The sequence below is a fragment of the Alloalcanivorax marinus genome, from assembly GCF_016785095.1.
In the GTDB taxonomy this organism is placed as follows: Bacteria; Pseudomonadota; Gammaproteobacteria; order Pseudomonadales; family Alcanivoracaceae; genus Alloalcanivorax; species Alloalcanivorax marinus_A.
This window is the reverse complement of the sequence record NZ_JAEKJB010000006.1, coordinates 209,524-221,262: the sequence shown is the minus strand read 5'-3', so window position 1 is coordinate 221,262 and position 11,739 is coordinate 209,524. Positions and strand designations below refer to the sequence as shown.

Sequence of the window (11,739 nt, the reverse complement as noted above, 5' to 3'; positions counted from 1 at the left end):
TTGAAAAGGAGACATATCCGCACATGCGAAGCTTGCCTGAAGAAAACGAAATTGATCTGAACCCCAGCCATCTTTCCACTAGGAAGAACATTGTTAGGGTTTTCTATAAGGACATATGGGACCAACAAAAGGTTGAATTGATCCCCAAGGTCTTCCACCAAAACTTCACTTTCAGAGGCTCTTTGGGCCCTGTACTGATTGGCCACGAACAATTTAAACAATACGTGCTATGGCTAACCGAAGCGTTGGAGGATTATACCTCCGACATCCTGGACCTCATTGAGGAAGGTGATCAGGTTTCGGGCAAACTGCGCTTCCATGGCATCCACCGGGACCTCTTCTTCGGACACCCACCCACCCAGGAGCGTGTCTGGTGGCACGGCGCCCCGATCTTCACCTTCGAGGGCGACAAAATCAGGGATCTTTGGGTATTGGGTGACATCTACGGTCTCGTCAAACGACTGGAAACCTCGGAAAGCGCGGTGGAATTTTCCGTGCGGTGACTCCCCGCCTGACCGTGCGGGCTTCAGCCCGCACGGTCAGGAAAAAAAGGAGAAAGAGCAGTATCATGCGGCTTCCCCCTACCGACAAATCGATCATGAACACCGAACAAATGACGGTGGCCGACGAGATCATCGCCGGCCCTCGAGGTCGTTTGACCGGTCCTTTCCACGCCTGGATACACAGCCCTGATTTCGCAACGCATGCCCAGCGTCTGGGCTCCGTATGCCGCTATCAAAGCGGGTTGCCAACAAGACTCGCCGAATTGGCGGTATTGGTCACGGCGGCACATTGGCGCTCCATGACCGAGTGGCGAATCCATCACCCGATTGCCGTGGAATCCGGATTGTCACCGGCGGCCTTGGAGGCAATCCGTACAGGTGTGGCACCCGATTTCGATGCCCCCGATGAGCAGTTCATATACCGTTTCACCAAGCAATTGCATCATTCCAGTCGAGTCTCCGACCACCTTTTCGAGGAGGCCATTGGTCGCTTTGGTTTGCGCGTAGTGGTCAACCTGGTGGGTTTAATCGGATATTACACCTGCGTGGCGATGACCCTGAATGTGTTCGAGATCCAAGTAGATGACTGACATCCACGCGGGACACCGGCCCCATCATCCCCCGCCGAACAGGCGGCGCCACCAGGGCCGGCGCGGGGCGTCGTCCGACCGCGTCCGAGCCGCCTGTTGTCGTTCATGGAACGGCGTGGTCTCGTCACGCAGGTAACCGGCCAGGCCGCCCTCCTGCGCGTCACTGCTGATCTCGATCAGGTCCACGGCGCGCCCTTGCGGCGCGGTGTCGGCGATCACCGAGCCGGCGGCGAGGCGGGCGCGCTCCAGGTTGCCGCCGCGCAGGCCCACCACCAGACTTTGCTGGGGCGATTCGCCACCCTGTTGCATCAGGCATAGATAGGCGGCTTCGACTTCCGGGTAGCCGGTCAGCAGGCGCTGGAGCGCTTCCACCATGGCGGTGGGGTATTCCGAGGGCTGGCCGAGCAGTACGTCGGTGTCGGCTTCCGTCCGACGGGTTTCCGGGGAATGATTGCTGCCGTTCTCCAGCAGCGAACGAACTTCCTCGGGATGGAATTCCTTGCCGTAATCGGAACGAGGGTTGAGCACCAGTCGGGTGCCAGCGGTCATTTCGAACAGGCTGCGCGCCGGCAGACCCAGGTAGCTCTTTTCCTCATCGATGGCCCGCTGCAATGCTTCCAAATCGGTGAAGAACGGGATCACCGCTTCGCCCTCGGCGTTTTGCCAGTGTTCGATGGAGAGGTGGGCGCCGGCCGGTACCGTGCCCCTCCCTTCGCTGGAACCGTCTCCGTGGCCGATCACGAAGATCTCGGCGGTCAGCAACCGGCGGTAGAATTCGGGGCGCGCGGCGGGGTCATCGGCGGCGCGTTTGAGCGATTCAAACAGAGGGTTGTCCGGCATGTTCACGTCCTACTGTGAGTGGTGGGCCATTTTAACCGGCGGCGACGCGGCGGTGCCCGGTAGTGGTGCGCAATTGGCGGTTGAAGGATGCAGCAGGAGCGACCGGGCGGAAGTCGCGCGCGATACGCCGCGAGTCAGAGCGCCGAGCCGGCGGCGTGAGCGCTGGCCCAGGCCCATTGGAAATTGAAACCGCCCAGTTCCCCGGTCACGTCCAGTACTTCGCCAATGAAATACAGGCCGGGCACCGCCTTGGCCTCGAAAGTCTTGGAGGACACGGCGCCGGTATCGACGCCACCCAGCGTCACCTCGGCGGTGCGGTAGCCCTCGGTACCGGCGGGCTTGAAGCGCCAACCCTTGAGCACGGCGGCGATCTCCGCCAGACGTTCGTTGCCATGATGCTGCAGCGGGCCCTCCCAGCCGAAACGCGCCACCAGAGTGGCGGCCAGGCGTTGTGAGAAGAAACCGCGTAGCCATTTTTCCACGCCGCTGGTGGGCTGCTCGGCGCGGGCCTGGCGCAGCGCCGCCGCCGGGTCCGCCAGCGCCGGCAGCCAGTCCACGCTGACCGCGTCGCCGGGGCGCCAGAAGCTGGAGACCTGCAGCATGGCCGGCCCGGACAATCCCCGGTGGGTGATCAGCAGCGGCTCCTCGAAGCGGCGTCCGCCGGCTTCGGCGGCGACCTCCGCGCTGACCCCGGCCAGCTCCGCCAGCCAGGCCTTGTCCGCCGGCTGCAGGGTGAAAGGCACCAGGCCGGCGCGGGTGGGCAGCACGGCAAGGTTAAAGCGCTCCGCCAGCCGGTAGCCAAAGGGCCCGGCGCCCAGGGTGGGAATGGACAGGCCGCCGGTGGCCACCACCAGGCGGCGGGCGTGGAGCTTGCCGCCCGCCGTGCGCAGCCGGAAGCCGTCCGCGACCCGCTCCGCCAGGTCCGGCTCGGCGCCCTCCCCGTCCACCGGTACGTCATTGAGGTGGGTGACCGACGTGTTCAACCGCACTTGCGCCCCGGCCCACTCACATTCGGTCAGCAGCACCTGGAGAATCTCCTTGCTGGAGCCGGCGCAGAACAACTGGCCGGGGGCTTTCTCCACGTGTTCGACACCGTGGCGTTCCACCAGCTCAAGGAAATGCCAGGGGGAATAGCGGTTCAGGGCGGACTTGCAGAAATGCGGATTGGCGGAGGTAAAGTGCGCCGGGGTGGTGTTCAGGTTGGTGAAATTGCAACGCCCGCCACCGGACATGAGGATCTTCTTGCCGGGCTTGTTGGCGTGGTCCAGCACCAGCACGGAGTGGCCCTGGTAGCCGGCGGTGGCGGCGCACATCAGCCCCGCCGCCCCGGCGCCGAGAACGATGACGTCGTAGTGCTCGGTCATGTTGACCGGTTGTTGGCGGCGAGGGTCGCCAGGGCCTGGCGTACGCCGGCCATGCCATCGTGCAGGACCTTCTCGATTTCGGCCATGGTGATTTCCCGCTCCGCCTTGCCGGCGGCCGGGTTGACCACCAGCGACAGCATGGCATAGGGGATTTGCAGTTCCCGGGCGAGCACCGCCTCCGGCATGCCGGTCATGCCAACGATGCTGTTGCCGTCCTGTTCCAGGCGCCGGATCTCGGCGGCGGTTTCCAGGCGCGGCCCCTGGGTGGCGGCGTAGCAGCCACCGTCCATCAACGGGACACCGGCCGCTTGCACGGCGGCGCTCAGCCGCTCACGCAGGGCGCGGTCGAAGGGCCAGCTGAAGTCCACGTGCACCAGCGGGTCGTCGGGACCGTCGAAGAAGGTGCTGTCGCGGCCCCAGGTGTAGTCGATGATCTGGTCGGGAATCACCAGGGAGCCGGTGGCGACGGTGATACCGCCCACCGCGTTGACGGCGATGATGGCACTGGCGCCGGCTTCCTTGAGCGCCAGCAGGTTGGCGCGGTAGTTGACCTGATGGGGCAGCCGCGTGTGCGGGTCGCCGTGGCGGGCCAGGAACAGCACCGGCGCGCCGTTGAGCTCGCCTTCCACCACCGGCGCCGAGGGTTCGCCGAAGCGGGTGCCGGTGGCGTGCCGCTCGCGGATGGTGAGGCCTTCGATGCGGGTCAGGCCGGTGCCGCCGATGAACGCCAGCATCTCAGGCGTCCTCTTCGTCGAGAGCGAAGATACCGGGGGCGTTGCGCCAGTAGCCCTTGTAATCCATGCCCATGCCGAACAGGTAATGGTCTTCCGCTTCCAGGGCGGTGTAATCGGCCTTGAGGCCGGGCCGGGCCTTGCGGTCGTGGACCTTGTCGATCAACACGCAGGTGGCGACGCTGGTGGCGCCCTGAGCCTTGCAGGCTTCGACGATGGCCAGCAGCGTGTTGCCTTGATCGAGGATGTCGTCAAGGATCACCACGTCGCGGCCGGCCAGGCTGGCGCTGGGGGTGACCAGCCATTGCACGTCGCCGCCGCTGGTCTCGCCCAGGTAGCGGCTGGCGTGCAGATAATCCACTTCGAGCGGAAAATCCAGCCGCGTGAGCAGTTGCCCGGCGAACACGATGCCGCCGTTCATGATGGTGACGAATACCGGGCAACGCTCGGAATAGTCCGTGGTCAGTTGCACCGCCACCCGGCCAATGGCCGCCATCACATCGTCGTGGGAATGCAGTTCGCGGGCCTGCTGGCGCACCCGCATCAGTTCGTCCTTAAGATCACTCGCCGTCGTCATTGCCTGTCTCCTGATCCTGTTCGCCTTTCCAGCCCTGGCGGTGGTCCCGCCGGTTGCGGGGCGCCCGGTGCGAAGCACGCTGGCCGCGCGCGGGCGGCGCTTGGCCGCCGCCCTGGTCGTCCGCCGGGGCCTGGTCGTCGTCGCCGGCGGGCTCGCTGGTGTGCATGTGCAGGGTGCGCGTGGGGAACGCGAATTCCGCGCCGTGCTCGTCCACGATGTGCATGATGCGCATGAGCACGTCCTGCTTGATTTCGTGGTAGCGCACCCAGTCGGTGGTCTTGGTGAAGGTGTAGATAAAGAACTCGATGTAGGAGTCACCGTAGTGATCGAAGTTGACGATCAGGGTGCGGTGATCGGTTTCCATGTCCTCATGGTCGATCAGCATCTGGCGCACGGCGGCGACGATGTCGGGCATCACCCGCCAATCGTCGTAGCGGATGCCGATCTTCTCGTTGATGCGGCGGTTGAGCATCCGTGACGGGTTCTCCAGCACCACCGTGGTGAACAGGGAGTTGGGCACATACAGCGGACGCTGATCAAAGGTGCGGATGCGCGTCAGCCGCCAGCCGATGTGCTCCACAGTGCCCTCGATGGAACGATCCGGGGAACGCACCCACTCCCCCACTTTGAAGGGTTTGTCCAGGTACACCATCATGCCGCCGAAGAAGTTGGCGAGCAGGTCCTTGGCGGCGTAGGCCACCGCGATGCCGCCCACGCCACCGAAGGCGAGCACGCCGGAGATGCTGTAGCCCAGCGCCTGGAGGATGATCAGCAGGGCGGTGATCATCACCGAGATGCGCAGCAGCTTGCCCACCGCGTTGGCGGTGGTCTTGTCCATGGGCTTCTTGACCCGGTTCGGGTTGACCAGGTTGGTCTCGATATTGGTGACCAGGCGGGTCAGGAAGTAGGCAATGATGGCGATGAAGGCCACCCGGCGCACTTCCGAGACGTATTCGAAGATGGCGCTCTCGGATACCGATTGCAGCATCTCCGCGGCCACCGACAGCCCCACCACCCACAGCAACAGGCGCACCGGCACGCGGGCCGCCTCCAGCAGGGCGTCGTCCCAAAGATTTTCGGTTTTGTCGCTGAGGTGATCGAGCAGGTCGATCACCCGCATCAGAATGAAATTGGTGGCCACGGTGCAGAACACCACGGCGAACACCTGGGCCAGCCAGACCACGGTCTGGGTTTCCGGGCCGGGCCAGATCAGCAGTTGGCGCCAGTCAGTGAGGGCTTGCCAGTCCATTACGCGTCCTTAAGCAGTAAATCGGCGACGTCGCCGGCCTGGCGCCGGCGGCTCAGGTCCATGGGCGCGCGGGCGCGACCGCGCAGGCCGGCGGCGGGCACGCGGGTGTCGAAGCAGCGACCTTCCAGCCATTCCAGCACCGCCACGGCGCCGGGCCGATCATTGCACACCAGCACCATGTCGCAGCCGGCGCCGAGGGCCGCCTCGGCGCGGCTCGGGTAATCGCCGGCCACGGCGGCACCGGCCATGGCCAGATCGTCGGAGAAGATCACGCCGCGATAGCCGCATTCGCCACGCAGCACCCGGCCCAGCCAGTGGGCGGAGAATCCCGCCGGCTCCGGCGCCACCGCCGGATAGCGCACATGGGCCGGCATGATGCCTTCCAGGCGCCCGGCCAGGGCTCGGAACGGCGCCAGATCCGCTTCCAGGGCGTCCCGGTCACGGGGGTCCTCGGGCAATTCCAGGTGGGAGTCCGCGGCCACGTGGCCGTGGCCGGGGAAGTGCTTGCCGGTGGCGGCCATGCCGGCGCGGGTCATGCCGTCGATGAAGGCGCCGGCCAACGCCACCACCTGGCGCGGATCGGCGTGGAAACTGCGGTCGCCAATCACGCTGGAGTTGCCGTGGTCCAGGTCCAGCACCGGCGCGAAGCTGATGTCCAGGTCGAAGGCGCGCAGCTCATCGGCCATCAATTCACCCAGCAGATCGGCGGCCTGAAGGGCGCCTTGCGGCTCGCGATCGTGGTAGCGACCCAGGGTGGCCATGGGCGGCAGGCGGGTGAACTCGGTGCGGAAACGCTGCACGCGGCCGCCCTCCTGGTCCACGGCGATGAGCAGTTCCGGGCGTTCGGCGCGCACCGCGCGCACCAGTTGATGAAGCTGTTCCGGCTCCTGGTAGTTGCGGCTGAACAGGATCAGGCCGCCCACCGCCGGGTGGCGCAGCAGCTCCCGTTCCTCCTGGTCCGGGGTAAGGCCGGCCAGGTCCAGCATCAGCAAGGGCTGGGTCTCGATGTCTGTTGGCATGGGCTGTGGTCTTAGTCGACGAGGGTCACCGGCGTGGCCACCGGCACCCGGGCAAAGAGTGCGATCACATCCGTGTTGCGCATGCGGATGCAACCGTGCGACGCCGGCGTGCCCATGGGCTCGCTGTCCGGCGTGCCGTGAATATAAATAAAGCGCCGGAAACTATCCACGTCGCCGCCCAGATTAAGGCCCGGTTCCAGGCCGCCGAGCCACAGAATGCGACTCAGGATCCAATCCCGGTCCGGGTGTTCGGCAGCCCGCGCCGGATCATGAATTTCGCCGTGGAAGCGGCGGCCCTGGAACACGGCGCCCTCCGGCAGGCCGGCGCCAAAGCGCGCGCGCACCAGGTGGCGACCCAGTGGCGTGGCGTTGCTGCCGCACCGGTTGCCGGCGCCGGCGGCGGCGGTGGAAACCGGGAACAGGTGTCTTTCGGCTCCGTCCTGGAGCGTCAGGGTCTGGTCGGAGAGGGATACGGTAATCAGCATGACGAAACGATACAGCAATCCCGGCCATCGCGGGAACGGCAAACCCCCGAACGTCGGGCAGGACCTTGTAGGAGCGGCCGGGCGGCGTACCGCTTCAGCCGCGAATGCCGCCCACTACGAACGGCAGCAATTGCTGGGTGATGCGGGCGGCGGTGATGTCGGTGTTGAAGTCCTTCTTGCTGATGGTCTGCAGCGACTCCATGCCCGACAGGGTGAAGATCACCGCGCCCAGGCAGAAATGCACGCGCAGGAACAACTCCAGGGACGGCACCTCTGGCACGGCGGCGTGCAGCAATGCCAGGAAGCGCCGGAACACGGCGCCGTAGTGCTCGCGCAGGTAGGCGCGCAGATGGTCCTGGGGCTGGCTGTAGGCCTGGCCGGCGAGGCGGAAGAAGATGATCGCCCGGCGTGTTTCATCGCCGTGGGAGCCCAGCGCCAGCCGGGAGGCCAGACCGAACAGCTTTTCCAGATCGACACCGCCGGCCTGCTCCAGCTCCTGCAGCTTGGCGTCCAGGGCGAGGCAGAACGGCGTCAGGTAGCGCTCGAACACCGCCTGGATCAGCGCTTCCTTGGACCCGAAGTGGTAATTGACCGCCGCCAGGTTGACCCGGGCCTTGCTGGTGATGGCGCGCAGGCTGGTCTCGGCGAAGCCTTTCTGGGCGAACAGGATTTCCGCCGCATCCAGGATGCGCTCAACGGTATCGGACTGGGACATGAGGCCTCGCGCTGGTGGACAAGCGTTTTAAACATACGTTTGGCCGATACGGGCGTCAAGCGGGGGTGATCACGGGCCTTGGCATCGCGACTGAAGCGGGCCCTGCTACCACTCTTCCATGTAGGCGGCGCATTGTTCGACCAGCTCCCCTACCCGGGCGGCGGCCCCGTCCAGGCGTTGCCGGTCGCCGCTGGCCAGGGGCGCGTACGGGTCCTCGGCGCGGATCGCCAGGGCGTCCCGTTCCTCCGGCGGCGTGGGACGCCGGGCCAGGCCGGCGGCGCCGACGGCGGCGCGCATTTCCTGATCCAGCCAACACACCGGGTCGGAACGGTTGGCGCGGGCCTGGGCGAGCAGGCTCATTTCCGGCGCCTGGATGCCAGCGTCACGGAACGCCTGCTCCAGGGCCGCCAGGCTGATCAGGTCCTCGTAGCCGGGCACCTGGTAGCTTTTTGCCGCCTGGCGGGCGATGCCCACCAGCACCGAATACAGGTGGAAGACGGCACCGCCGCGCAGCGCCAGGCGCGGGCCGGCGGCGCCGTCCGGGTCGGCATCCAGGGCCTTGAGCAGGCTGCGGGCAAAGAACAGCCGCTCGCGAAGGCCGCTGATTTCGCTTTCTCGGACCATTCGGGACATGGGGTCAGCTCTTCCTGGCGGCGGCTTTTTTCTTCGCCGGGGCCTTTTTCTTCTTGGCCGCGGCTTTTTTCTTGGGCGCGGTTTTCTTCTCTTCCTGTTCCCAGCGACCGTCGCGGTAGAAGGCGTACCAGCCGGTGGGCTTGCCGTCTTCCTCGGTCATCACATACTGCTCCTTGGCCTTGCGGCTGTAGCGCAGTACCGCCTTGCGGCCCTTGGAGTCCTCCGCCGGGGCGTCCGCCAGGTACTTGTGCTTGGGGTCCAGCTTGTCGGCGACGGTCTGGATCTCCTCGATCAGCGGCGCCCGGGTTTCCCGGTTCTTGGGAAACTGGCTGGCGGCCAGGAACAGGCCGGAGGCACCGTCGCGCAGCAGGTAGTGGTCGTCCACCTTCTCGCATTGCAGGTGCGGCATGGGGATCGGGTCGGCGCGGGGCGGCGCCGGCTCGCCGTTCTTGAGCAGCTTGCGGGTGTTGCCACAATCGTCGTTGGTGCACTTGAAGAACTTGCCGAAGCGGCCGGTGCGTAACTGCATCTCGCTGCCGCACTTCTCGCACTCCAGGGTCGGGCCGTCATAGCCCTTGATGCGGAATTCGCCCTGCTCCACCACATAGCCATCGCAGTCCGGGTTGTTGCCGCAGACGTGCAGCTTGCGCTTTTCGTCGATGAGGAAGGATTCCATCGCCGTGCCACACTTGGGGCAGCGCTTTTTGCGGCGCAGCTCGTTGGTTTCCGCCTCTTCGTCGTCGGCGTTGACCGCCTCGGCTTCCTCGCCGGGCAGCAGGTTGAGGGTCGCCGTGCAACGTTCCTTGGGCGGCAGGCTGTAACCGGAACACCCCAGGAAAACGCCGGTGGAACCGGTACGGATCTGCATCGGGCGGCCGCATTTGGGGCACTCGATGTCGGTATCGGTGGGCAGGTTGGCACGCATGCCACCCTTGGCCTGCTTGCCACTGCCCTCGCCCTGGGCGGCCTCCAGCTTGGCCAGGAAATCCCGGTAGAACTCGTCGAGCACGTCGCGCCAGTGGCGCTTGCCCTCGGCGACCTGGTCCAGGGTTTCTTCCATCTGGGCGGTGAAGTTGTAGTCCATCAGGTCCGGGAAGCTCTCCGCCAGCCGGTCGGTGACGATGTCGCCCATTTTCTCGGCATAGAAACGCCGGTTCTCCTGGCGCACGTAGCCCCGGTCCTGGATGGTGGAGATGATCGCCGCGTAGGTGGACGGGCGGCCAATGCCGCGTTTTTCCAGCTCCTTGACCAGGCTCGCCTCGGTGTAGCGGGCCGGCGGCTTGGTGAAGTGCTGGGTGGCGTCGATGTCGTCCACGGCGAGCACGTCGCCCTGCTTGAGATCGGGCAGCTCGGTGTCTTCCTGGCCCTTGCGCGAGGCCTGGGGCTGGATGCGGGTCCAGCCGTCGAATTTCATGATGCGACCGCGAGCCTTCAGCTCGTAGCCATCCGCCTCGGCGGTGATGGTGGTGCTCAGGTACTCCGCCGGCGGCATCTGGCAGGCGATGAACTGGCGACGGATCAGCTCGTAGAGACGCTGGGCATCGCGCTCCATGTCCTTGAGGGCGCTGGCTTCGCGTTTCACGTCCGAGGGGCGGATTGCCTCGTGGGCCTCCTGGGCGCCATCGCGGCTGGAGTAACGGTTCGGCTTCTCGGGCAGGTATTTACCGCCCAGCTTGTCGTCGATCCAGGCGCGGCAGTCGTTGACGGCGTCGGCGCTCAGGTTGGTGGAGTCGGTCCGCATGTAGGTGATGTGACCGGCCTCGTAGAGGCGCTGGGCCATCATCATGGTCTTCTTCACCCCGAAGCCCAGGCGAGTGCTGGCCGCCTGCTGCAGGGTGGAGGTGATGAACGGCGCCGGCGGTTTGGAACGGGTGGGCCGCTCCTCGCGCTGGGTGATGGTGAGCTGGCCGGCGGCCTTCAGGGCGGCGCGGTGCTTCTCGGCGTCGTCGCCGTTGTTGGGGCGGAAGTTCTCGCCGTTATGGCGGGTCACCTGCAGGCGGATCTCGTCGCTGGCTTTCGCCTGGCTGTGGGTGTCCGCGTGCAGCTCCCAGAATTCCTCGGGCACGAAGGCGCGGATTTCCCGCTCGCGCTCCACCACCAGCTCCACGGCCACGGACTGCACCCGGCCGGCGGACAGGCCCCGGGCGATCTTTTCCCACAGCAGCGGCGAGATCATGAAACCCACCACCCGGTCCAGGAAGCGGCGCGCCTGCTGGGCTTCCACCCGGCTCATGTCCAGCTTGCCGGGTTCCTCGAAGGCGGCCTGAATGGCCTTCTTGGTGATTTCGTTGAACACCACCCGGTCGAAGCGCTGGTCGTCGCCGCCGATCACTTCCCGCAGGTGCCAGGCAATGGCCTCCCCTTCGCGGTCCAAGTCAGTGGCGAGGTAGATGCGGTCGGCGTTGGCGGCCAGACGCTTGAGCTCGTCGATGACCTTTTCCTTGCCGGGCAGGATTTCATAGTGGGCGTCCCAGTCGTGGTCCGGGTCCACTCCCATGCGATTGATCAGCTGGGCCTGGGCCTTCTTCTTTTTATAGGCTTCCCGTTCTTCCTTGGGCAGTGACCGGGTATAGGCGGCCTCCTTGGCACGCTCCTTGGGCGTGGTCTTCTTGGCGCCGCCGCTCACCGGCAGGTCGCGCACATGGCCGACACTGGACTTGACCACGAAGTCGTCGCCCAGATAGCGGTTGATGGTCTTGGCCTTGGCCGGCGACTCCACGATTACAAGGGACTTACCCATTCGTTGCTCACCCGATCATGCTACGGATACTCAAAAGAAACCTCCGATGCCTGCCCGCCGCGCCGGGATCGCCGTGCGCCGGGGCGCCGTCGGAGGTTCGCCGGGGACGTTTGCGACCCCCGGCGGGCGCCTATTTAGACAGCGCCGGTATTGTCCGGTCAAGCGCCGACGCGGCGCGGCGCCGGCGGCGACACCCCACCACGGCCCGGGCCGGCGGTGGCCAAAGCCCCGTGCGACAAGGCTTTGCGCGCTTCGACGAGGTGGGCTGGCGGGGCGCCGCGAGGCGGTTATAC

The 11,739-nt window shown here is 65.8% G+C and carries 12 protein-coding genes; 2 read left to right on the top strand and 10 right to left on the bottom strand.

Annotated features, from left to right (window positions below; all coding sequences use genetic code 11):
- Positions 1 to 23 precede the first annotated feature (23 nt).
- Both JF515_RS06690 and JF515_RS06685 read left to right on the top strand, forming a co-directional pair.
- Positions 24 to 503, top strand: coding sequence for an ester cyclase (locus JF515_RS06690; RefSeq protein WP_203102321.1), 480 nt, complete (start codon positions 24 to 26; stop codon positions 501 to 503).
- A 95-nt stretch (positions 504 to 598) separates the two neighbouring features.
- Positions 599 to 1,093 (top strand): carboxymuconolactone decarboxylase family protein, encoded by a 495-nt coding sequence (locus JF515_RS06685; protein WP_238400900.1) that lies wholly within the window; start codon positions 599 to 601, stop codon positions 1,091 to 1,093.
- A gap of 24 nt (positions 1,094 to 1,117) precedes the next feature.
- Here JF515_RS06685 and JF515_RS06680 read toward each other — a convergent pair whose 3' ends face one another.
- The 10 genes from JF515_RS06680 to topA form a co-directional block, all read right to left on the bottom strand.
- Positions 1,118 to 1,933: an enhanced serine sensitivity protein SseB C-terminal domain-containing protein gene (locus tag JF515_RS06680; RefSeq protein ID WP_203102315.1), complete on the bottom strand. Its 816-nt coding sequence runs from the start codon at positions 1,931 to 1,933 to the stop codon at positions 1,118 to 1,120.
- Positions 1,934 to 2,067: 134 nt separating this feature from the next.
- Complete coding sequence (locus JF515_RS06675) at positions 2,068 to 3,297, bottom strand: NAD(P)/FAD-dependent oxidoreductase (RefSeq protein WP_203102309.1); 1,230 nt, start codon at positions 3,295 to 3,297, stop codon at positions 2,068 to 2,070.
- Positions 3,294 to 4,031: an S-methyl-5'-thioinosine phosphorylase gene (locus JF515_RS06670; RefSeq protein ID WP_203102308.1), complete on the bottom strand. Its 738-nt coding sequence runs from the start codon at positions 4,029 to 4,031 to the stop codon at positions 3,294 to 3,296. Before JF515_RS06670 ends, JF515_RS06675 begins: the two co-directional genes overlap by 4 nt.
- Before the next feature lies 1 nt (position 4,032).
- Positions 4,033 to 4,605: a hypoxanthine-guanine phosphoribosyltransferase gene (locus JF515_RS06665; RefSeq protein ID WP_203102307.1), complete on the bottom strand. Its 573-nt coding sequence runs from the start codon at positions 4,603 to 4,605 to the stop codon at positions 4,033 to 4,035.
- A complete protein-coding gene (locus JF515_RS06660) occupies positions 4,589 to 5,854 on the bottom strand; it encodes a mechanosensitive ion channel family protein (protein WP_203102306.1) in 1,266 nt (421 codons plus the stop codon). The genes JF515_RS06665 and JF515_RS06660 overlap by 17 nt, the downstream gene beginning before the upstream one ends.
- Positions 5,854 to 6,873: a beta-N-acetylhexosaminidase gene (gene nagZ, locus JF515_RS06655; protein ID WP_238400899.1), complete on the bottom strand. Its 1,020-nt coding sequence runs from the start codon at positions 6,871 to 6,873 to the stop codon at positions 5,854 to 5,856. The genes JF515_RS06660 and nagZ overlap by 1 nt, the downstream gene beginning before the upstream one ends.
- A gap of 11 nt (positions 6,874 to 6,884) precedes the next feature.
- On the bottom strand, positions 6,885 to 7,358 hold the full coding sequence (locus JF515_RS06650) for a L,D-transpeptidase (RefSeq protein ID WP_203102305.1): 474 nt from the start codon (positions 7,356 to 7,358) through the stop codon (positions 6,885 to 6,887).
- 94 nt (positions 7,359 to 7,452) lie between these two features.
- Positions 7,453 to 8,073, bottom strand: coding sequence for a TetR/AcrR family transcriptional regulator (locus JF515_RS06645; RefSeq protein WP_203102304.1), 621 nt, complete (start codon positions 8,071 to 8,073; stop codon positions 7,453 to 7,455).
- Positions 8,074 to 8,178: 105 nt separating this feature from the next.
- Positions 8,179 to 8,706 carry a hypothetical protein gene (locus tag JF515_RS06640; protein WP_203102303.1) on the bottom strand — a complete coding sequence of 176 codons (528 nt, stop codon included), beginning with the start codon at positions 8,704 to 8,706 and terminating at the stop codon, positions 8,179 to 8,181.
- 4 nt (positions 8,707 to 8,710) lie between these two features.
- A complete protein-coding gene (gene topA, locus JF515_RS06635) occupies positions 8,711 to 11,446 on the bottom strand; it encodes a type I DNA topoisomerase (protein ID WP_203102301.1) in 2,736 nt (911 codons plus the stop codon).
- Between the last annotated feature and the right edge of the window lie 293 nt (positions 11,447 to 11,739).